The organism is Pseudomonas sp. HS6, from assembly GCF_023375815.1.
GTDB lineage: Bacteria > Pseudomonadota > Gammaproteobacteria > Pseudomonadales > Pseudomonadaceae > Aquipseudomonas.
Genome location: NZ_CP067412.1, coordinates 3,903,922 through 3,925,150 on the forward strand (window position 1 = coordinate 3,903,922; position 21,229 = coordinate 3,925,150).

Consider the following 21,229-nt stretch of genomic DNA (forward strand, 5'->3'; position numbering starts at 1 on the left):
CGGTTCCAGTGCTTTTGTAAAGGATGGCGAAGTATACCCGAGCGTCTTCGCGGGGGGATCGCTATAATCGGCGGCTTTTGTTCATGAGTGCGGGGTGAGGGATGCGCGATCGACTGTTGGCTGCGGAGAAAGTGAAGGCCATCGATTGGCGTGATGGCGCGCTCCACCTGCTGGATCAGCGCGTTTTGCCGTTCGAGGAAAACTGGATCGCCTACACCAGCGCCGCCGGCGTGGCCGAGGCGATTCGCTCGATGGTAGTGCGCGGTGCACCGGCCATCGGTATCAGTGCCGCGTACGGCATCGTGCTGGCGGCCCGTGCCCGGATTGCCGAGGGTGGCGACTGGTACGCGGCGCTGGAAGAGGATTTCATGCTGCTGGCCGATTCCCGTCCGACAGCGGTCAACCTGTTCTGGGCGTTGAACCGCATGCACGACCGTCTGGATCGCCTGAAGGAAAACGCCGATCCGCTGGCGGCGCTGGAAGCCGAAGCCATCGCCATTCATGAAAGCGATCGCGAAGCCAACCTGACCATGGCTCAGCTTGGCGTCGACCTTATCCGCAAGCATCAGGGCAACGCCCAGGCGATCCTGACCCACTGCAACACCGGCGCCCTGGCCACCGGCGGTTTCGGCACGGCGCTCGGGGTGATCCGCGCCGCGTTCATCGAAGGCATGGTCGAGCGTGTCTATGCCGACGAAACCCGGCCGTGGCTGCAGGGCTCGCGCCTGACCGCGTGGGAACTGGCCAACGAAGGTATTCCGGTAACGCTCAATGCCGACTCCGCCGCCGCGCACATCATGAAAACCAAAGGCGTTACATGGGTGATCGTCGGCGCCGACCGGATCACTGCCAACGGCGACGTGGCGAACAAGATCGGCACCTACCAACTGGCGGTCAACGCCATGCACCACGGTGTGCGCTTCATGGTGGTGGCGCCGAGCTCGACCATTGATATGAATCTGGCCAGTGGTGATGACATTCCGATCGAGGAGCGCGACGGCGCCGAACTGCTGGAAGTCGGCGGCAAGCGCGTCGGGGCTGATGTCGAAGCGTTCAATCCGGTATTTGACGTGACGCCGGCGGACCTGATCGATGCGATCGTCACCGAGAAGGGCATCGTCGAGCGCCCGGACACCGCGAAAATGGCCCAGTTGATGTGCCGCAAGCGCCTGCATTGATTGACTCTGGCGTCTGCTCGGACGCCATCGCTGGCTAGCCAGCTCCCACAGGTTTTGTGCGCGCCGCCGATCTTGTGGGAGCTGGCTTGCCAGCGATGAGGTCATAATTGTCAATAAACATCCCCAAACCAGACCTCAAATTTGCATTCAGAGAAGCTCTGAGCCTCTCTCGTCCCCGTTAAGCCTGTCATCGGTCATCTAACTATGCTCCATGCGCATCTGGGGGATAGGTGCGTGGCGGCTCTTGTGATAACATCCGGCGTTTTCCGAGGCAGTCCCACGGGGTTGTCTTCACTGCGCAAATCCAGGGTCAACTTGTCGATTTGTCGTAAGTCGGCGCATGGCACTCGGCCTGCATCGACGAGCTTCGTGCGTCCCCTATGGATATGGCGAAGTTTCACCAGAAAAAGGAATCAGGCTTCTCATGGGCGAACTGGCCAAAGAAATCCTCCCGGTCAATATCGAAGACGAGCTGAAACAGTCCTATCTCGATTACGCGATGAGCGTGATCGTCGGCCGTGCACTGCCGGATGCGCGCGATGGCTTGAAGCCCGTGCACCGTCGCGTGCTGTTCGCGATGAGCGAGCTGGGCAACGACTTCAACAAGCCGTACAAGAAATCTGCCCGTGTCGTCGGTGACGTGATCGGTAAGTATCACCCGCACGGTGATACCGCGGTGTACGACACCATCGTCCGTATGGCGCAGCCATTCTCGCTGCGTTATCTGCTGGTGGACGGTCAGGGCAACTTCGGTTCGGTGGACGGCGACAACGCCGCGGCCATGCGATACACCGAAGTGCGCATGACCAAGCTGGCGCACGAGCTGCTGGCCGACCTGCACAAGGAAACCGTGGACTGGGTGCCGAACTACGACGGCACCGAGCTGATCCCGGCGGTCATGCCGACCCGCGTGCCGAACCTGCTGGTCAACGGCTCCAGCGGTATCGCCGTGGGCATGGCGACCAACATTCCGCCGCACAACCTCGGTGAAGTCATCGACGGTTGCCTGGCCCTCATCGACAACCCCGAGCTGACCGTCGATGAGCTGATGCAATACATTCCCGGTCCGGACTTCCCGACCGCCGCGATCATCAACGGTCGCGCCGGCATCATCGAAGCCTACCGCACCGGCCGCGGCCGCATTTACATGCGCGCCCGTTCGATCATCGAAGACATCGACAAGGTCGGTGGTCGTCAGCAGATCGTTATCACCGAGCTGCCTTACCAGCTGAACAAGGCGCGTCTGATCGAGAAGATCGCCGAGCTGGTAAAAGAGAAGAAACTCGAAGGCATCACCGAGCTGCGTGACGAGTCCGACAAGGACGGTATGCGCGTCGTGATCGAGCTGCGTCGCGGCGAAGTGCCTGAGGTGATCCTCAACAACCTCTACGCCCAGACCCAGCTGCAATCGGTATTCGGCATCAACATCGTTGCGCTGATCGATGGCCGTCCACGCATCCTGAACCTCAAGGATCTGCTGGAAGCCTTCGTCCGTCACCGTCGCGAAGTCGTCACCCGCCGAACCGTGTTCGAACTGCGCAAGGCTCGTGAGCGTGGTCACATCCTCGAAGGTCAAGCGGTAGCCCTGTCGAACATCGACCCGGTGATCGCCCTGATCAAGGCTTCGCCGACCCCGTCGGAAGCCAAGGAAGCGCTGGTCAGCACGCCGTGGGAATCCTCGGCTGTGGTTGCGATGGTTGAGCGTGCCGGTGCCGATTCGTGCCGCCCGGAAAACCTCGATCCGCAATACGGTCTGCGTGAAGGCAAGTACTTCCTGTCGCCGGAACAGGCGCAAGCCATTCTGGAACTGCGTCTGCACCGTCTGACCGGCCTGGAACACGAAAAACTGCTGGCCGAGTATCAAGAGATTCTCAACCAGATCGGCGAGCTGATCCGCATCCTCAACAGCGCCGTGCGCCTGATGGAAGTGATCCGCGAAGAGCTGGAAGTGATTCGCGCTGAATACGGCGACGTGCGCCGCACCGAGATTCTCGATGCGCGCCTCGACCTGACCCTGGGCGACATGATCCCGGAAGAAGAGCGCGTCGTGACCATCTCCCACGGCGGTTATGCCAAGACCCAGCCACTGGCTGCGTACCAGGCTCAGCGTCGTGGTGGTAAAGGCAAATCGGCTACCGGCGTGAAGGATGAGGACTACATCGCTCACCTGCTGGTTGCCAACAGCCACACCACGCTGTTGCTGTTCTCCAGTAAGGGCAAGGTGTACTGGCTCAAGACCTACGAGATTCCGGAAGCGTCCCGCGCCGCCCGTGGCCGTCCGCTGGTCAACCTGCTACCGCTGGATGACGGTGAATACATCACCACCATGCTGCCGGTCGATCTCGAAGCCATGAAGCGTCAGGCTGATGAAGAAGAAGCCGAAGGCGCCGAGGCTGATGTAGAAGAAATCGAAAACAGCAACGAAACCGAAGAAGAGCGCAAGGCGCGTATCAAGGCTGCCGACCGCAAGAAGGCACCGTTCATCTTCATGTCGACCGCCAACGGTACCGTCAAGAAGACCCCGCTGGTCGCCTTCAGTCGTCAGCGCAGCGTCGGTCTGATCGCGCTGGAGCTGGACGAAGGCGACATCCTGATCTCCGCTGCCATCACCGATGGCGAGCAGGAAATCATGCTGTTCTCCGACGGCGGCAAGGTGACGCGCTTCAAGGAATCCGAAGTCCGCGCCATGGGTCGTACCGCTCGCGGTGTGCGTGGTATGCGTCTGCCGGAAGGGCAGAAGCTGATTTCCATGCTGATCCCGGAAGAAGGCAGCGAGATCCTTACGGCTTCCGAGCGCGGTTACGGCAAGCGCACGGCGATTACCGAGTTCCCTGAATACAAGCGTGGCGGTCAGGGCGTTATCGCCATGGTCAGCAACGAGCGTAACGGCCGTCTGGTCGGCGCGGTTCAGGTGCAGGATGGTGAAGAGATCATGCTGATCTCCGACCAGGGCACGCTGGTGCGTACCCGTGTCGACGAAGTCTCCAGTCTGGGTCGTAACACCCAGGGCGTGACCCTGATCAAACTGGCCAAGGATGAAACTCTGGTCGGTCTGGAGCGGGTCCAGGAGCCGTCGGAAGTCGAGGGTGAAGAGTTTGAAGGTGAAGAAGGTGTCGAGCTGGAAGAAGGCGTGATCGGCGCCGAGCCGGACGATGCAGTCGACAACCTGCAGGCGGACGCCGCAGACGAAGAAGAGTCGCAAGACTAACCAAATCGTAGCAGGGCAGAGTGTTTGCTCTGTCCGCTACCGTGATTGCATAGCGAGAGTGGATGTGAGCAAACGAGCCTTTAACTTCTGCGCAGGTCCCGCTGCGCTGCCTGAAGCTGTCCTGTTGCGTGCCCAGTCCGAGATGCTCGACTGGCACGGCAAGGGTCTGTCGGTCATGGAAATGAGCCATCGTAGTGATGACTACGTGGCCATCGCCGAGAAAGCCGAACAGGATCTGCGCGACCTGTTGTCCATCCCCTCCAATTACAAAGTGCTGTTCCTGCAGGGCGGCGCGAGCCAGCAGTTCGCCGAGATTCCGCTGAACCTGCTGCCCGAGAACGGCACTGCCGACTATGTCGAAACCGGCATCTGGTCGAAGAAGGCCATCGAAGAAGCGCGTCGCTTCGGCAATATCAATGTTGCCGCCAGCGCCAAGCCTTATGACTACCTGAATATTCCCGGTCAGCACGAATGGAAGCTGACTCCGGGTGCGGCCTATCTGCACTATGCATCCAACGAAACCATCGGCGGCCTGCAGTTTGACTGGGTGCCCGAGGCCGGTGATGTTCCGTTGGTGGTCGATATGTCCTCCGACATCCTTTCGCGCCCGATCGATGTGTCGCAGTACGGCCTGATCTACGCCGGTGCGCAGAAGAACATCGGCCCGAGCGGTCTGGTCGTGGTGATCGTCCGTGAAGACCTGCTGGGCCGTGCCCGCAGTTCGTGCCCGACCATGCTCGATTACAAGATCTCAGCCGACAACGGTTCGATGTACAACACCCCGGCCACCTATTCCTGGTATCTCTCGGGCCTGGTCTTCGAGTGGTTGAAGGAGCAGGGCGGCGTCGCCGCGATGGAGCAGCGCAACAAGGCGAAGAAAGATCGCCTGTACGGCTTCATCGACAACAGCGATTTCTACACCAACCCGATCAGCATCAACGCCCGTTCCTGGATGAACGTGCCGTTCCGCCTGGCTGACGAGCGTCTGGACAAGGCGTTCCTGGCCGGCGCCGACGCTCGTGGCCTGCTCAACCTCAAGGGCCATCGTTCGGTCGGCGGGATGCGTGCCTCGATCTACAACGCCCTGGGTCTGGACGCGGTTGAGGCTCTGGTTGGTTACATGGCTGAATTCGAGAAGGAGCATTCCTGATGTCCGAGCAGGAGCTCAAGGCGCTGCGCGTTCGCATCGACAACCTCGATGAGAAGATCCTCCAGCTGATCAGCGACCGCGCACGCTGCGCCGAAGAGGTTGCCCGGGTCAAGATGGCCAGTCTGGCCGAAGGCGAGCAGCCGGTGTTCTATCGTCCCGAGCGAGAAGCGCAGGTCCTCAAGCGTGTGATGGAGCGCAACAAGGGGCCGCTGGGCAACGAAGAGATGGCGCGGCTGTTCCGCGAAATCATGTCCTCGTGCCTCGCCCTCGAGAATCCGCTGAAAGTGGCTTATCTGGGGCCGGAAGGCACCTTCACCCAAGCAGCGGCCATGAAGCACTTCGGTCACGCGGTGATCAGCAAGCCGATGGCGGCGATCGACGAAGTGTTCCGCGAAGTGGCGGCCGGTGCGGTGAATTTTGGCGTGGTGCCGGTGGAGAACTCCACCGAGGGCGCAGTCAACCACACCCTCGACAGCTTTCTCGAGCACGACATGGTCATCTGTGGTGAAGTCGAGCTGCGGATTCACCACCACTTGCTGGTCGGTGAAAACACCAAGACAGACAGCATCAGCCGTATCTATTCCCACGCCCAGTCGCTGGCCCAGTGCCGTAAGTGGCTGGATGCTCATTACCCGAATGTCGAGCGCGTGGCGGTTTCCAGCAACGCCGAAGCGGCCAAGCGGGTCAAGGGTGAGTGGAATTCGGCAGCGATCGCCGGTGACATGGCGGCCGGGCTGTATGGCCTGACCCGTCTGGCCGAGAAGATCGAGGACCGTCCGGACAACTCCACGCGCTTCCTGATGATCGGTAATCAGGAAGTGCCGCCGACCGGCGACGACAAGACCTCGATCATCGTGTCCATGAGCAACAAGCCCGGCGCGCTCCATGAGCTACTGGTGCCGTTCCATGACAACGGGATCGACCTGACCCGGATCGAAACCCGTCCGTCGCGCAGCGGCAAATGGACCTACGTGTTCTTCATCGACTTCGTCGGCCATCACCGTGATCCGCTGATCAAAGGTGTGCTGGAAAAGATCAGTCAGGAAGCAGTAGCACTCAAGGTGCTGGGTTCCTACCCGAAAGCAGTTCTCTAAGGGGCGGTAGCAAATGAGTGGCAACTTCCTCGCTCTGGCACAGCCGGGCGTGCAACAACTTTCGCCATACGTTCCGGGCAAGCCCGTGGACGAACTGGCTCGCGAACTGGATCTGGATCCGGCGAGCATCGTCAAACTGGCGAGCAACGAAAACCCGCTGGGCGCCAGCCCGAAGGCGCTGGCCGCGATTCGCGAAGCGCTGGACGAGCTGACCCGCTATCCGGACGGTAACGGTTTCGCACTGAAATCCCTGCTGGCCGAGCAGTGCCGTGTCGAGCTGAACCAGGTGACCCTGGGCAACGGCTCCAATGACATTCTCGAGCTGGTGGCGCGCGCCTACCTGGCGCCGGGCCTGAATGCGGTGTTCAGCGAGCACGCGTTCGCGGTCTACCCGATCGCGACCCAGGCGGTCGGCGCTCAGGCCAAGGTCGTTCCAGCCAAGGATTGGGGGCATGACCTGCCGGCGATGCTGGCCGCCATCGACGCAAACACCCGCGTCGTGTTCATTGCCAACCCGAACAACCCGACCGGCACCTGGTTCGGCGCCGAGGCGCTGGACGAGTTCCTGCAGGACGTGCCGGAGCACGTGCTGGTGGTGCTGGACGAGGCTTACATCGAATACGCCGAAGGCAGCGATCTGCCGGATGGTCTGGATTTCCTCGCGGCTTACCCGAACCTGCTGGTCTCGCGCACCTTCTCCAAGGCCTACGGTCTGGCGGCGCTGCGCGTTGGTTACGGCCTCTCCACTCCGGTAGTGGCGGACGTGCTGAACCGCGTACGGCAACCGTTCAACGTCAACAGCCTGGCCTTGGCCGCGGCGTGTGCGGCGCTGAAGGACGAGGAATATCTGGCGCAGAGCCGTCAGCTCAACGAGTCCGGCATGCAACAGCTGGAAGCGGGTTTCCGCGAGTTGGGCCTGAGCTGGATTCCGTCCAAGGGCAACTTTATCTGCGTCGACCTCGGTCAGGTGGCGGCTCCGGTGTTCCAGGGCCTGCTGCGCGAAGGCGTGATCGTGCGTCCGGTGGCCAACTACGGCATGCCGAACCATCTGCGGGTGACCATCGGTCTGCCGGCGGAAAACAGCCGCTTCCTCGAAGCGCTGCGCAAGGTTCTGGCTCGTGGGTGATGTCACTGCGCTGCAATCTGCTGCACCTATGATCGGGCGCCTGGTGGTGGTCGGTCTGGGGTTGATCGGTGGTTCGTTTGCCAAAGGCTTGCGTGAGAGCGGTCTGTGCCGCGAAGTGGTCGGGGTCGATCTCGACCCGCAATCGCGCAAGCTGGCGGTCGAGTTGGGTGTGGTGGATCGCTGCGAAGAAGACCTGGTGGCTGCCTGCCAGGGTGCGGACGTGATCCAGTTGGCGGTGCCGATCCTGGCCATGGAAAAAGTGCTGGCCCGTCTGGCTGGCATGGATCTGGGGCAGGCGATCCTGACGGATGTCGGCAGCGCCAAGGGCAATGTGGTGCGCGCGGCGACCGAAGCGTTCGGCGGCATGCCGGCGCGTTTCGTGCCGGGTCATCCGATTGCCGGCTCCGAGCAGAGTGGGGTGGAAGCCTCCAACTCAGAGCTGTTTCGTCGTCATAAAGTGATTCTGACCCCGCTGGAGCAGACCGATCCGGCTGCGCTGGTAGTGGTTGATCGCTTGTGGCGCGAGCTCGGTGCCGACGTCGAGCACATGCAGGTCGAGCGTCACGATGAAGTGCTGGCGGCGACCAGTCATCTGCCGCACCTGCTGGCCTTCGGTCTGGTCGATTCGCTGGCCAAACGCAATGAAAACCTTGAGATCTTCCGTTACGCTGCGGGCGGTTTTCGCGATTTCACAAGAATCGCCGGAAGCGACCCGGTCATGTGGCATGACATCTTTCTCGCCAACCGCGAGGCTGTCCTGCGCACACTCGATACATTTCGCAGCGACCTCGACGCCTTGCGCGACGCGGTCGATGCAGGGGATGGGCACCAATTGTTGGGCGTCTTCACGCGCGCCCGGGTTGCCCGCGAGCATTTCAGTAAAATCCTGGCCCGCAGGGCCTATGTGGACGCTATGAATTCCAACGATCTGATTTTCCTGGCTCAACCTGGTGGCCGCCTGTCCGGTCGGATTCGCGTACCAGGTGACAAATCGATTTCCCACCGTTCGATCATGCTCGGTTCCCTGGCTGAAGGCATCACCGAAGTCGAAGGCTTCCTCGAGGGCGAAGATGCCCTGGCGACCTTGCAGGCGTTCCGCGACATGGGCGTGGTCATCGAAGGTCCGCATCACGGCCGCGTGACCATTCACGGTGTCGGCCTGCATGGTCTTAAGCCTGCACCGGGCCCGATCTATCTGGGCAACTCCGGTACTTCGATGCGCCTGCTGTCCGGCCTGTTGGCCGCGCAGGACTTCGATAGCACCCTGACCGGTGATGCGTCGCTGTCCAAGCGCCCGATGAATCGCGTGGCCAACCCGCTTCGGGAAATGGGTGCCGTGATCGAAACCGCTGCCGAAGGTCGTCCGCCGATGACCATTCGTGGCGGTCACAAGCTCAAAGGCCTGACCTACACCATGCCGATGGCCAGTGCCCAAGTGAAATCCTGCCTGCTGCTGGCGGGTCTGTACGCCGAAGGCAAGACCACCGTGACCGAGCCGGCCCCGACTCGCGACCATACCGAGCGCATGCTGCGCGGCTTCGGCTATCCGGTGAGCGTCAACGGTGCCACGGCATCGGTTGAGTCCGGCGGCAAGCTGACCGCGACCCACATCGAAGTGCCGGGCGACATCTCGTCGTCGGCGTTCTTCCTGGTGGCCGCGTCGATCGCCGAAGGTTCGGAGCTGGTGCTCGAGCATGTCGGCATCAACCCGACCCGTACCGGTGTGATCGACATCCTGCGCCTGATGGGCGCCGACATCACCCTGGAAAACCAGCGTGAAGTGGGCGGCGAGCCGGTTGCAGACCTGCGCGTGCGAGCAGCTAAACTCAAGGGTATCGAGATTCCGCAAGCGCTGGTTCCATTGGCCATCGACGAATTCCCGGTGCTGTTCGTGGCGGCAGCCTGTGCCGAAGGGCGCACTGTGCTGACCGGCGCTGAAGAGCTGCGGGTCAAGGAGTCGGACCGTATCCAGGTCATGGCGGACGGTTTGCTGGCGCTGGGCGTCAAGTGCGAACCAACCCCGGATGGCATCATCATCGACGGCGGCCAGATAGGCGGCGGCGAAGTGCATGGTCATGGCGATCACCGTATCGCGATGGCTTTCAGCGTGGCCTCGCTGCGCGCCACTGCACCGATCCGCATCCATGATTGCGCCAACGTCGCGACATCGTTCCCGAACTTCCTGGCGCTGTGCGCGCAGGTCGGCATTCGTGTGGCGCAAGAGGCTCAGTCGTGAACAACATTGCACCGGTCATCACCATCGATGGGCCAAGCGGCTCGGGCAAAGGCACCGTAGCCGGGATTCTGGCCAAGCGTTTGGGCTGGAACCTGCTGGATTCCGGTGCGCTGTATCGCTTGCTGGCGTTTGCAGCGCACAACCATGGTGTCGACCTGACCAATGAAGAGCTGCTGAAGAAACTGGCCGCTCATCTGGATGTGCAATTCATCGCGGCGACCGACGGTCAGTTGCAGCGCATCATTCTGGAAGGTGACGAAGTCAGTGATGTCATCCGCACTGAAAGCGTCGGTTCCGGCGCCTCCCAGGTGGCTGCGTTACCGGCCGTACGCGAGGCGCTGCTGCAGCGCCAGCGTGCTTTCCAGGAAGCGCCGGGCCTGGTGGCCGATGGCCGCGACATGGGAACGGTGGTATTTCCGAGCGCGCCCTTGAAGATTTTCCTGACCGCCAGTGCCGAGGAGCGGGCGCGCCGTCGATATTTGCAGTTGAAGGGCAAAGTCGAGGGTGTTAGTCTGTCGAGTCTGCTAGATGAGATCCGTGCACGCGACGAGCGTGACACCCAGCGAGCGGTGGCCCCGCTCAAGCCGGCGGCCGACGCGATACAGTTGGATTCCACGGAGTTGTCCATCGATCAGGTGCTTGAACGCATCATGAGCGAGATCGCCATTCGCGATATCGCCGGGTGACCAAGAAGGCCACAGGGGACCAGTCATAGTCCTGCGGTGCTTCTTTTTAATGAAACTAACCCACATCGTCTGGGATGTGGAGATGGGCGTACTTTTTCGCCCTAATCAACAGGAATTAAAATGAGCGAAAGCTTTGCGGAACTCTTTGAAGAAAGCCTAAAGACCCTGAACCTTCAGGCAGGCTCCATCATCACCGGTGTTATCGTTGATATCGATTACCAAGCTCGCTGGGTAACCGTTCACGCTGGCCTGAAGTCCGAAGCACTGATCCCTCTGGAGCAGTTCTACAACGACGCTGGCGAACTGAACATCAACGTCGGTGACGAAGTTCACGTTGCTCTGGACTCGGTTGAAGACGGTTTCGGTGAAACCAAGCTGTCCCGTGAAAAAGCCAAGCGCGCTGAATGCTGGATCGTTCTGGAAGCAGCCTTCGCAGCTGAGGAAGTGGTCAAGGGCGTTATCAACGGTAAGGTTAAAGGCGGCTTCACTGTCGACGTTAACGGCATCCGTGCGTTCCTGCCAGGTTCCCTGGTTGACGTCCGTCCAGTGCGCGATACCACGCACCTGGAAGGCAAAGAGCTGGAATTCAAGGTCATCAAGCTGGACCAGAAGCGCAACAACGTTGTCGTTTCCCGTCGCAGCGTCCTGGAAGCCGAGAACTCCGCCGAGCGTGAAGCTCTGCTGGAATCCCTGCAAGAAGGCCAGCAAGTCAAAGGTATCGTCAAAAACCTCACCGATTACGGCGCATTCGTCGATCTGGGTGGCGTGGACGGCCTGCTGCACATCACCGACATGGCGTGGAAGCGTATCAAGCACCCTTCCGAAATCGTCAATGTTGGCGACGAGATCGACGTCAAGGTTCTGAAGTACGATCGCGAGCGCAATCGTGTTTCCCTGGGCCTGAAGCAGCTGGGCGAAGATCCATGGGTTGCTATCAAAGCCCGTTACCCAGAAAGCACTCGCGTTACCGCTCGTGTAACCAACCTGACCGACTACGGCTGCTTCGCTGAGCTGGAAGAAGGCGTTGAAGGTCTGGTACACGTTTCGGAAATGGACTGGACCAACAAGAACATCCACCCTTCGAAAGTCGTACAAGTCGGCGACGAAGTGGAAGTTATGGTTCTGGACATCGACGAAGAGCGTCGTCGTATCTCCCTGGGCATCAAACAGTGCAAGTCGAACCCGTGGGAAGACTTCTCTGGCCAGTTCAACAAGGGCGACAAAATCTCCGGCACCATCAAGTCGATCACCGATTTCGGTATCTTCATTGGTCTGGACGGCGGCATCGACGGTCTGGTTCACCTGTCCGACATCTCCTGGAACGAAGTGGGCGAAGAAGCCGTACGTCGTTTCAAGAAGGGCGACGAGCTGGACACCGTTATCCTGTCGGTTGACCCAGAGCGCGAGCGTATCTCCCTGGGTATCAAGCAACTGGAAAGCGATCCGTTCTCCGAGTACGTCTCGGTTAACGACAAAGGCGCAATCGTTACTGGCACCGTGAAAGAAGTTGACGCCAAAGGCGCCATCATCGTTCTGGCCGACGATATCGAAGCGACTCTGAAAGCCTCCGAAATCAGCCGTGACCGCGTTGAAGACGCGCGCAACGTTCTGAAAGAAGGCCAGCAAGTAGAAGCCAAGATCATCAGCGTTGATCGTAAGAGCCGCGTAATTCAGCTGTCGATCAAATCGAAAGACGATGCTGAAGAGAAAGAAGCCATCCAGAGCCTGAAAGCAGCTCCGGAAGGTGAAGCAGCTGACACCACCATGGCGGCACTGCTGCGTCAAGCAATGGCCAAACAGAACTGAGTTCTGTCTGATCATTAAAAAGGGCGACTTCGGTCGCCCTTTTTTGTGCCTGCGATTTGGTGATGCATTCGAAGGTGGAAGGGTCGATGAAACCATTCCTTTTGTCAGGAGGTCTGTTTCTTTAATCGGATCAATCGCCTATTCGCGTCTAGGCTCAGTCTGAAGATCGTTGTAGTCGGGCATGGCGCCTGGCATAAGGAAGTGAATGAACAAGCTTATGGTCCTGTTGTGCGTGCTGGTCTTGGCGGGTTGTACCACGACTGCCAAGACGCATGCGGCGCGTGGCGTTAGCGGAATAGAAGTTGATTGTTCGGGCCTGGGTTCCGGTTGGGACAGGTGTCAAAAGCGTGCGGCGAAGGAATGTAAAGGGGCGGGTTATAAGGTGATTACTCGTTCCGATGATGCGAAGGATGATGGCGAGTTTCCCTTTGGCTTCAACCCGGCCGGATATCTCACGCGCACCATGCTGGTTATTTGTCGATAAGTTCGTATTGATCGATGTTGGGGATTTGTCGCCCTGAAAATGGTCGTTTCGACGCGTAGGAAGATATGTCAAGTGCTGGGCTGTTCAAAATCTTCCGGGCGTGCTAAAACCTTTCAAGCGCTGATCTAGCTGCTTGAAAAAGAAGGGAAAAATATGACGAAGTCGGAGTTGATCGAACGAATTGTCACCCATCAAGGGCTGCTCTCATCGAAAGATGTGGAGCTGGCCATCAAGACCATGCTTGAGCAAATGTCCCAGTGCCTGGCTACCGGTGATCGCATCGAGATCCGTGGTTTTGGCAGCTTTTCCTTACATTATCGTGCGCCACGTGTGGGGCGCAATCCGAAAACAGGTCAGTCTGTCAGTCTGGACGGAAAGTTCGTTCCGCATTTCAAGCCGGGAAAAGAGCTGCGTGATCGGGTGAATGACGAAGAGGAGGAGGGGGTTTGACAGTCGCTATCAATCCGGGAGTTGCTTATGCGTAACCTCAAACGCATGCTTCTAGGTGTTTTTATTCTATTGCTTGTATTGGTGATTCTGGCTTTTGTTCTAGAGAATCAACAATCGGTGTCCCTGTTGTTTCTGGGGTGGTCCGGACCTGCGATTCCGGTATCGCTGGTTGTGGTAGTGCCTTTGCTCGTCGGCATGTTTATCGGCCCCATCCTCGGTTGGTTTCTGGGACGCTCGTCCAGAGCAGTACGAAAGCGTCTTGTGTAAGAGCAATCGCGGCAGGGCATCTGTCGAAATTGCGGCTTTGCCTGTCTTTCTCCATTAGTAAAACGTTAATTAAGCTGTAAAATGCTTCCCTTGTTCGATAGTGGCTTTTTTCCACATCGATTCAGACTGACTTTGACAGAGGCCGTGTCTTCGACGGCTTTTGCATTCATGGATTAGGCCGCGCTCGTTTGGGGGCGCAGTCCGCAGCTCAAGGGTATGGTTTCGCGTGAAAATTCTAGTTACCGGCGGCGCCGGGTTTATCGGCTCGGCAGTCATCCGTCACATCATTTCCAACACCACCGATTCTGTCGTTAACGTCGATAAGCTGACTTACGCCGGTAACCTTGAATCACTGGCTGAGGTCAGTCAAAACTCGCGTTATGCGTTTGAGCGCGTCGATATCTGTGATCGCGAGCAGATCGACCGTGTTCTGCGTGAACATCAGCCGGATGCCATCATGCATCTGGCAGCAGAATCTCATGTCGACCGTTCGATTTCCGGTCCTTCCGAGTTCATCCAGACCAACATTATTGGTACTTACACCTTGCTCGAAGCGGCGCGCCATTACTGGGCAGTGCTGGATGACACGCGCAAGGCTGCTTTCCGCTTTCATCACATTTCCACGGATGAAGTTTACGGTGATCTGGAAGGTCCGGAAGATCTGTTCACTGAAACGACTCCATATCAGCCAAGTTCGCCGTACTCGGCCAGTAAGGCCAGTTCCGATCACCTGGTACGTGCCTGGGCCCGTACGTACGGTTTGCCGACTCTGGTTACCAACTGCTCGAACAACTATGGCCCTTGCCACTTCCCGGAGAAACTGATCCCGCTGATCATTCTCAATGCGCTGGAAGGCAAGCCGTTGCCGGTATACGGGAAGGGTAATCAGGTCCGCGACTGGCTCTATGTCGAGGATCACGCCCGTGCGTTGTACAAAGTCGTAACTGAAGGTGTGATCGGCGAGACCTACAACATTGGCGGTCACAACGAAAAGCAAAACATCGAAGTGGTAAACACCCTGTGCGCTCTGCTTGACGAATTGCGCCCTGATTCCGCGCATCGCCCGCACGCCAAGCTGATCACCTACGTTCAGGATCGCCCGGGCCATGACCAGCGTTACGCGATCGATGCGAGCAAAATCCAGCGCGAGCTGGGCTGGACTCCGGAAGAAACCTTTGACTCCGGCATCCGCAAGACTGTTGAGTGGTACTTGAGCAACACTGAGTGGGTTGAGCACGTCAAGAGCGGCAGCTATCAACAGTGGATTGATCAGAACTACGCGGATCGCTCGAATCAGGCATGAAGATTCTTCTGCTAGGTAAGAATGGTCAGGTAGGGTGGGAGCTGCAGCGCGCACTGGCTCCGCTTGGCGAGCTGGTTGCGCTGGATCGGCAGACAGTTGACGGTTTGAGTGGAGACCTGGCTGATCTGTCGGCATTGCGTGACACCATCGATCGGGTCAAGCCGGATGTGATCGTCAATGCGGCCGCCTACAACGCGGTGGACAAGGCTGAGTCGGAATCCGAGCTGGCTCTGCGGGTCAACGGCCAGGCGACTCAGGTGATGGCCGAACAAGCCGCGCAACTGGGTGCCTGGCTCGTTCACTATTCCACAGACTATGTCTTTGACGGTCAGGGGCTGGCTCCCTGGCAGGAAACCGATACTCCCGCTCCATTGAATCGTTATGGCGAAAGCAAGTTGGCGGGAGAAGCGGCGATCCAGGCGTCCGGGTGCAAATACCTGATCTTTCGTACCAGTTGGGTTTTTGCAGCGCGTGGCCAGAACTTTGCCAAGACCATGTTGCGTCTGGCAAAGGAGCGCCAGGAGCTGAATGTCATTGCTGACCAGATAGGTTCGCCGACAGGGGCTGAGCTGATCGCCGATGTCACCGCGCTCGCCCTGCAGCAAGCGTTGCTGCGACCGGAGCTGGCAGGTTTGTATCATCTCGCTGCCGCAGGAGAGGTTTCCTGGCACGATTATGCCTGTCATGTGCTTGAGTTTGCCAAAGCCAATGGTGAAGACCTTGCCGTTCGGGTGATCAATCCGATCAATGCTGTTGCATACCCGACTCCCGCTCGTCGTCCGCTTAATTCTCGATTGAATACTCAGAAACTGCGGGACAATTTTTCTCTACACTTGCCGGATTGGCAAAGTGGTGTAACTCGAATGCTTAGGGAAGTTCTTAACAAATGACCACGATAAATCGTAAAGGCATCATCCTCGCTGGCGGCTCGGGCACTCGCCTGCACCCGCTTACCCTTGGCGTGTCCAAGCAGATGCTGCCGATTTACGACAAGCCGATGATCTTCTATCCGCTATCGGTGCTGATGCTAGCGGGCATGCGCGAAATTTTGATTATTTCCACCCCGGAAGACCTGCCGAACTTCAAAAAGCTGCTCGGCGACGGTAGCTTGTACGGCATTCAGCTGACTTATGCGGAGCAACCTAGTCCGGACGGCCTGGCGCAAGCGTTTATCATAGGCGAAGAGTTCATCGGCAAGGATCCTTGCTGCCTGATCCTGGGTGACAACATTTTCTACGGTCAGCATTTTTCGGACAATCTGCGCTCCGCCAGTTCGCAGCAGTCTGGTGCTACCGTGTTTGGCTATCACGTATCCGATCCGGAACGTTTCGGTGTGGTCGAATTCGACTCTACCGGCCGGGCGCTGAGCATCGAAGAGAAGCCGCTGAAGCCAAAATCCAACTATGCGGTGACGGGGCTGTATTTCTACGACAATCAGGTTGTCGAGATCGCCAAGAACATTAAGCCGTCTTCGCGTGGTGAGCTGGAAATCACTGATGTGAACAGTGCGTATCTCAATCAGAAGACGCTCAATGTCGAAATGCTCGGCCGAGGCTTCGCGTGGTTGGATACCGGTACGCATGACTCGTTGCTTGAAGCCAGTCATTTCGTGCATACGATCGAGCAACGCCAGGGCTTGAAAGTGGCCTGCCTGGAAGAGATTGCCTATCACAACGGCTGGATTACGACCGAGCAACTTGCTTCTCAGGCAGAAGCCCTGAAGAAAACGGGATACGGTCAATATCTGCAAAAGCTGCTGGATTCGCCTTCTCGCTGATTTGAAAGCGACGAGCTTTCAATTGGTGCGTTCAATCGCTGCTAGCAGGAACGGCATGCCAGTAAAACATCCGAAGATCGCGGTTTTGCTGGCTGCCTATAATGGTATGCAGTGGATCGAGGAGCAATTAGCTTCGATCCTTGGACAGCTCGCCGTCGATGTTACTATTTATATCAGCGTTGACTTGTCCGATGACGGCACCGAGGTGTGGTGCGAGGCGTTCAGCGCTGTCGATAGTCGCGTGGTTCTCTTGCCTCCCGCCGGGCGTTTTGGCGGTGCGGCGCGCAACTTTTTTCGCTTGATTCGCGATGTCGATCTGCACGGTTACGATGCGGTGGCTTTTGCGGATCAGGATGATATCTGGCAACCCGACAAGCTCCTTCGCGCGACTCAAATAATCGCTTCTCAGGGTGTCGACGCCTATTCAAGTAATGTCACGGCCTTCTGGCCGGATGGAAGAACGATCCTGCTGGATAAAAGTCAGCCGCAAGTCGCCTGGGATTTCTTGTTCGAAGCGGCGGGGCCGGGCTGTACTTACGTGTTTAGTCCTGCGCTTGCCTGTTCGTTGCGTCAGCAGGTCATCCACGACTGGGAGCCATTACAGCAGGTCAGTCTGCACGACTGGTATAGCTATGCCTTTGCCAGGAGCCATGGATTTGAATGGTTCATCGATTCCCAGTCCAGCATGCTTTATCGGCAACACGAGAATAATCAGGTAGGAGCCAATACAGGGCTTTCATCGTTGTTTCAGCGTTATGTCACTATTCATGAGGGGTGGTGGTTCAAACAAGTCAGGACAATTGCATTGCTTGTCGGGGTGGGTAATGCGCCATTTGTCAGGGGCTGGTTGAAGCTGAGGCGGCGTGATCTGCTGTTGCTGTCGGTGCGGGGCGGACAGTGTCGGCGTCGGCTTCGGGACAAATTTTTGTTCTTTTTTGTGTGCTGTCTGACGGCCGTCGTCGGCACAAAATCCTGATCGGACTTTCAGCAGCTTTCGCGCTTTTTGTCTGGCCTGTTCGAAGCCTAACAACCGACGATAAAAGTTCTCTATAATCGCGCGCTTCGTGAAAGGAACGAATGGAGCGGGTAGGGTGCGAGACGCTGAAGATGACTTTTCAGGCGTCCCCCAGACCGGCGATTAATTGCAGTGGAGCATACAGTGGCAAGCCCCTTATCAGCGGATACCGCGAATTCCAGTCTGGATTTTGGCACTGTTGAAGTGCCTGCTAGGGATGAATCTGTCGCGATCTTGATGTGTTCTTACAATGGTGAGCGATTCCTTTCAGAGCAATTGGCGTCCATTGAGCAGCAGGATCATGCGCAGTGGCACCTGTTCGTTTCCGATGACGGTTCGACAGATTCAACGCTGGATATTCTCAAAGCCTTCCAGGCGCGTTTGGGGGAGGAAAAAGTTACCCTCCTTTCTGGCCCTCAAACGGGCTTCGCCGATAATTTCATGTCAATCACCTGTCTGGAAACCGTCAGTGCAGATTTCTACGCCTGGTCTGATCAGGACGATATCTGGACTTGTGACAAGTTGAGTGCTGCGTTGGCCAGGTTACGTCAGCTGCCGGTTGATGTACCAGCGCTGTATGCCTCTCGGACAACCGTGGTCAACGAAGCCGGCGTCGGGGTAGGTCGTACCCCCGAGTTTTCTCGCGCTTTCGGTTTTCCCAATGCGCTTGTACAGAGTGTTGCTGCCGGAAATACGATGGTTTTCAATCGAGCGGCGCGTGAGCTTTTGAGAGCGGGTCCGGCTCAGGGTGTTGTGGCTCATGACTGGTGGGCATATCTGCTAGTGACCGGAGCGGGTGGTCAGTTCCATTTCGATCAGGTGCCGCGTCTTTTTTACCGTCAGCATGAATCGAATTCGATCGGTGCCAATGCGGGCTTCATGGCAGCGCTGACGCGCATCCATAGGTTGTTTCAGGGGCGTCTGAGGGGCTGGATCGATCAGAACGTCAGCGCTCTGGATACTGTCGAGTATCTTCTTACAGAAAAAAATCGCGAAGTGCTTCGTCGATTCAAGGTGGCTCGCAGTCAAAGCATGCCAGGTCGTCTGATTGGGATGTGGCGCTCGGGTGTGTATCGGCAGACACTCCTCGGAAATCTGGGACTTGTAGTGGCAACCATTTTCAAAGGAATTTGACAATGAATGCTTTCAAAAGGGGTTGAAGATGAGTTTTTTTGAGGTCGCAGGTTAATGCAGAAATTTTCGGCGGCGCCTGGCGTCATGTTTACCAGCGTCTGGCACAATCGCGCGCTTATTGTTGCGTTGATCAAACGGGAGGTCATCGGTCGTTATCGAGGCTCCTTCATGGGTATTCTCTGGTCGTTCTTCAATCCGATCGTGATGCTTTCTATTTACACGTTCGTGTTCAGTTACGTTTTCAATTCCCGCTGGGCGGGGGCCGGTGGCTCAAAAGCGGAATTCGCACTCATACTGTTTGCAGGCTTGATGGTCTTCAACTTGTTTGCGGAGTGCGTGACGAGAGCGCCTAATCTGATCATTTCGAACGCCAATTACGTGAAAAAGGTTGTGTTTCCATTGGAAATATTGCCCTGCGTGATTGCAGGTTCCTCCGTGTTCCATGCGTTCGTCAGCTTGATAGTCTGGTTGCTCGCCTATTGCGTATTTTTTGGCTTGCCACCTGTCACGGCGCTTTATTTGCCGCTGGTTGTTGCACCGCTGTTGTTGATTATTCTTGGCCTTTCCTGGGGATTGGCTTCTATTGGTGTTTACATGCGAGATGTCGCGCATTTCATCGGCCTGGTGACAAGCGGTCTGATGTTTCTTGCGCCGATTTTTTATCCTGCGACGGCGGTGCCGGAGGACTATCGAGGTCTTCTGACGCTCAATCCGCTGACCGTAGTTGTGGAAAACGTCAGAGCTGTTCTGTTTTTCGGGCAGGCGCCTGACTGGCAGGCGCTCGGCATCTACGCATGCGTGGCTATTGCAGTGGCTTACCTCGGGTTCGCCTTCTTCCAGAAGACCAGAAAGGGGTTTGCCGATGTCCTCTGAAATTGCGATCAATCTTCAGAATGTCAGTAAGTGTTATCACATTTATGACAAGCCGCGTGATCGACTCATGCAAATGTTCGCCGGTCAGCGCAAGCAGTACTTTCGCGAGTTCTGGGCACTCAAGAACGTTTCGTTCGATATCAAGAAAGGCGAGACCGTTGGTATCGTTGGTCGCAACGGAAGCGGTAAGTCGACGCTGCTCCAGGTCATTTGCGGCACGTTGAACCAGAGCGTCGGCGATGTTCAAACGGTGGGGCGGATCGGTGCGCTGCTTGAGCTGGGGTCCGGGTTCAATCCGGAGTTCACCGGGCATGAGAACGTCTACATGAATGCCGCAATCCTGGGATTGAGCCGAGCTGAAGTCGACGAGCGTTATGACGACATTGCCGCTTTTGCCGACATTGGCGAGTTCATTCATCAGCCGGTCAAGACATACTCAAGCGGCATGATCGTGCGTCTGGCATTTGCCGTTCAGGCAATGGTTGACCCTGACATTCTGATTGTCGATGAGGCATTGGCTGTTGGAGATGAGCGCTTTCAGCGCAAGTGTTTCGCCAGACTTGATGAATTGAAGGCCAAAGGCACCTCGATCTTGTTCGTGTCGCACTCCGGGCCTCAAGTTGTCGAACTCTGTGATCGGGCGATTCTGATGGAGCGCGGCGAGCGCATCTGCACTGGGTCACCGATGGAAGTCGTTCGGGCGTATCAGAAGCTCATCTACGCGCCAGTGGAAGAGCAACCGCGCTTGATTGAAGAATTCAAGACGATTGGTTCCGACAAGATAGTAGTCGAGACCCGGGAGGTGGACGTGCCCCAGGACGCTCCCCCGGAAGATCAGTTCTTCGATGCGGGAATGGTGCCCGAATCGACCACCGTTTATCCGGAACAGGGTGCCCGGATCGACGCCTTCGAAATTTTCGACAAGCAGGGGCGACGCTGTAATGTGCTCAAGGCTGGTGGGGAATACGATATCGTTATGCGTGGTGTCATCACCGAAAGCGTATCGCGGATTTTCTTCGCCGTGCATGTTCGCACAGTCTCGGGTGTGGTGATTACGGGTCAACGTTTTCCCGAGGAAGGAAAATATTTTGAATGTGAAGGTACCGAGCGGACCTTCAGAATCACTTTCAGTTTTCAGATGGTGATGCTGCCCGGCGTATACTTTGTCGGTGGTGGCGTTTGGTCAGAGGCCGAGCCCACGTTGTGCCACAGAATTCTGGATGCGATCATGTTCCGGCTCGTGTCGGATCAAGGCGCAAGATCTTTCGGTTATATGGATGCATCTATCGATGAGCCAGCGCTTGAGCTGTTCTGAAGACAACGCGCTCGCTCCGTTCGGGAATGTTTGGATGTTTCAGGAATCGGCTGACAGCATGCCTGGGTTTGAGGGTTGTCAGGCGGATACGCCAAGGCTGTGCATTGATGTCGCTAAAATTTACACT

18 protein-coding genes are annotated in these 21,229 nt (G+C 57.5%); all 18 read left to right on the forward strand.

What is annotated here, in order from left to right:
• Positions 1-101 precede the first annotated feature (101 nt).
• The 18 genes from mtnA to JJN09_RS17700 all read left to right on the forward strand — a co-directional run bounded on the left by mtnA (position 102) and on the right by JJN09_RS17700 (position 21,102).
• Complete coding sequence (gene mtnA, locus JJN09_RS17615; RefSeq protein ID WP_011335374.1) at positions 102-1,178, forward strand: S-methyl-5-thioribose-1-phosphate isomerase; 1,077 nt, start codon at positions 102-104, stop codon at positions 1,176-1,178.
• A 424-nt stretch (positions 1,179-1,602) separates the two neighbouring features.
• Positions 1,603-4,386 carry a DNA gyrase subunit A gene (gene gyrA / locus JJN09_RS17620; RefSeq protein ID WP_096821018.1) on the forward strand — a complete coding sequence of 928 codons (2,784 nt, stop codon included), beginning with the start codon at positions 1,603-1,605 and terminating at the stop codon, positions 4,384-4,386.
• A gap of 64 nt (positions 4,387-4,450) precedes the next feature.
• Positions 4,451-5,536, forward strand: a complete 1,086-nt coding sequence (serC, locus tag JJN09_RS17625) for a 3-phosphoserine/phosphohydroxythreonine transaminase (protein WP_249482848.1) — start codon at positions 4,451-4,453, stop codon at positions 5,534-5,536.
• The gene (gene pheA / locus JJN09_RS17630) at positions 5,536-6,630 is read left to right on the forward strand and encodes a prephenate dehydratase (protein ID WP_007950913.1); all 1,095 of its coding nucleotides are present in this window, start codon (positions 5,536-5,538) and stop codon (positions 6,628-6,630) included. The genes serC and pheA overlap by 1 nt, the downstream gene beginning before the upstream one ends.
• Positions 6,631-6,643: 13 nt before the next feature.
• The gene (gene hisC, locus JJN09_RS17635; RefSeq protein WP_007950914.1) at positions 6,644-7,756 is read left to right on the forward strand and encodes a histidinol-phosphate transaminase; all 1,113 of its coding nucleotides are present in this window, start codon (positions 6,644-6,646) and stop codon (positions 7,754-7,756) included.
• Positions 7,757-7,784: 28 nt separating this feature from the next.
• Entirely contained in the window at positions 7,785-9,992 is a 2,208-nt protein-coding gene (locus JJN09_RS17640) for a bifunctional prephenate dehydrogenase/3-phosphoshikimate 1-carboxyvinyltransferase (protein WP_249490820.1), read from the forward strand.
• Positions 9,989-10,678, forward strand: coding sequence for a (d)CMP kinase (cmk, locus tag JJN09_RS17645; RefSeq protein ID WP_159811537.1), 690 nt, complete (start codon positions 9,989-9,991; stop codon positions 10,676-10,678). The genes JJN09_RS17640 and cmk overlap by 4 nt, the downstream gene beginning before the upstream one ends.
• A gap of 120 nt (positions 10,679-10,798) precedes the next feature.
• Positions 10,799-12,484 carry a 30S ribosomal protein S1 gene (rpsA, locus tag JJN09_RS17650; protein WP_007950918.1) on the forward strand — a complete coding sequence of 562 codons (1,686 nt, stop codon included), beginning with the start codon at positions 10,799-10,801 and terminating at the stop codon, positions 12,482-12,484.
• 205 nt (positions 12,485-12,689) lie between these two features.
• Positions 12,690-12,968 carry a hypothetical protein gene (locus JJN09_RS17655; RefSeq protein ID WP_249482849.1) on the forward strand — a complete coding sequence of 93 codons (279 nt, stop codon included), beginning with the start codon at positions 12,690-12,692 and terminating at the stop codon, positions 12,966-12,968.
• A 153-nt stretch (positions 12,969-13,121) separates the two neighbouring features.
• Complete coding sequence (gene ihfB, locus JJN09_RS17660) at positions 13,122-13,418, forward strand: integration host factor subunit beta (RefSeq protein WP_169431375.1); 297 nt, start codon at positions 13,122-13,124, stop codon at positions 13,416-13,418.
• Between the two features lie 27 nt (positions 13,419-13,445).
• The gene (locus tag JJN09_RS17665; RefSeq protein ID WP_249482850.1) at positions 13,446-13,685 is read left to right on the forward strand and encodes a lipopolysaccharide assembly protein LapA domain-containing protein; all 240 of its coding nucleotides are present in this window, start codon (positions 13,446-13,448) and stop codon (positions 13,683-13,685) included.
• A 226-nt stretch (positions 13,686-13,911) separates the two neighbouring features.
• Positions 13,912-14,988: a dTDP-glucose 4,6-dehydratase gene (gene rfbB, locus JJN09_RS17670; RefSeq protein WP_249482851.1), complete on the forward strand. Its 1,077-nt coding sequence runs from the start codon at positions 13,912-13,914 to the stop codon at positions 14,986-14,988.
• The gene (gene rfbD / locus JJN09_RS17675; protein WP_249482852.1) at positions 14,985-15,878 is read left to right on the forward strand and encodes a dTDP-4-dehydrorhamnose reductase; all 894 of its coding nucleotides are present in this window, start codon (positions 14,985-14,987) and stop codon (positions 15,876-15,878) included. The genes rfbB and rfbD overlap by 4 nt, the downstream gene beginning before the upstream one ends.
• Positions 15,875-16,765, forward strand: coding sequence for a glucose-1-phosphate thymidylyltransferase RfbA (gene rfbA / locus JJN09_RS17680; protein ID WP_249482853.1), 891 nt, complete (start codon positions 15,875-15,877; stop codon positions 16,763-16,765). Before rfbD ends, rfbA begins: the two co-directional genes overlap by 4 nt.
• 55 nt (positions 16,766-16,820) lie before the next feature.
• On the forward strand, positions 16,821-17,741 hold the full coding sequence (locus JJN09_RS17685) for a glycosyltransferase (RefSeq protein ID WP_249482854.1): 921 nt from the start codon (positions 16,821-16,823) through the stop codon (positions 17,739-17,741).
• 183 nt (positions 17,742-17,924) lie between these two features.
• On the forward strand, positions 17,925-18,914 hold the full coding sequence (locus JJN09_RS17690; RefSeq protein WP_249482855.1) for a glycosyltransferase family 2 protein: 990 nt from the start codon (positions 17,925-17,927) through the stop codon (positions 18,912-18,914).
• Positions 18,915-18,968: 54 nt separating this feature from the next.
• Entirely contained in the window at positions 18,969-19,787 is an 819-nt protein-coding gene (locus tag JJN09_RS17695) for an ABC transporter permease (protein ID WP_249482856.1), read from the forward strand.
• On the forward strand, positions 19,777-21,102 hold the full coding sequence (locus tag JJN09_RS17700) for an ABC transporter ATP-binding protein (protein WP_249482857.1): 1,326 nt from the start codon (positions 19,777-19,779) through the stop codon (positions 21,100-21,102). Before JJN09_RS17695 ends, JJN09_RS17700 begins: the two co-directional genes overlap by 11 nt.
• Positions 21,103-21,229 lie beyond the last annotated feature (127 nt).

Excerpts from the sequence above, each read along its gene's own strand:
- mtnA (WP_011335374.1), top strand. The coding sequence starts at position 102 with ATGCGCGATCGACTGTTGGCTGCGGAGAAAGTGAAGGCCATCGATTGG.
- gyrA (WP_096821018.1), top strand. The coding sequence starts at position 1,603 with ATGGGCGAACTGGCCAAAGAAATCCTCCCGGTCAATATCGAAGACGAG.
- pheA (WP_007950913.1), top strand. The coding sequence starts at position 5,536 with ATGTCCGAGCAGGAGCTCAAGGCGCTGCGCGTTCGCATCGACAACCTC.
- hisC (WP_007950914.1), top strand. The coding sequence starts at position 6,644 with ATGAGTGGCAACTTCCTCGCTCTGGCACAGCCGGGCGTGCAACAACTT.
- JJN09_RS17640 (WP_249490820.1), top strand. The coding sequence starts at position 7,785 with ATGATCGGGCGCCTGGTGGTGGTCGGTCTGGGGTTGATCGGTGGTTCG.
- rpsA (WP_007950918.1), top strand. The coding sequence starts at position 10,799 with ATGAGCGAAAGCTTTGCGGAACTCTTTGAAGAAAGCCTAAAGACCCTG.
- JJN09_RS17655 (WP_249482849.1), top strand. The coding sequence starts at position 12,690 with ATGAACAAGCTTATGGTCCTGTTGTGCGTGCTGGTCTTGGCGGGTTGT.
- ihfB (WP_169431375.1), top strand. The coding sequence starts at position 13,122 with ATGACGAAGTCGGAGTTGATCGAACGAATTGTCACCCATCAAGGGCTG.
- JJN09_RS17665 (WP_249482850.1), top strand. The coding sequence starts at position 13,446 with ATGCGTAACCTCAAACGCATGCTTCTAGGTGTTTTTATTCTATTGCTT.
- rfbD (WP_249482852.1), top strand. The coding sequence starts at position 14,985 with ATGAAGATTCTTCTGCTAGGTAAGAATGGTCAGGTAGGGTGGGAGCTG.
- rfbA (WP_249482853.1), top strand. The coding sequence starts at position 15,875 with ATGACCACGATAAATCGTAAAGGCATCATCCTCGCTGGCGGCTCGGGC.
- JJN09_RS17685 (WP_249482854.1), top strand. The coding sequence starts at position 16,821 with ATGCCAGTAAAACATCCGAAGATCGCGGTTTTGCTGGCTGCCTATAAT.
- JJN09_RS17695 (WP_249482856.1), top strand. The coding sequence starts at position 18,969 with ATGCAGAAATTTTCGGCGGCGCCTGGCGTCATGTTTACCAGCGTCTGG.
- JJN09_RS17700 (WP_249482857.1), top strand. The coding sequence starts at position 19,777 with ATGTCCTCTGAAATTGCGATCAATCTTCAGAATGTCAGTAAGTGTTAT.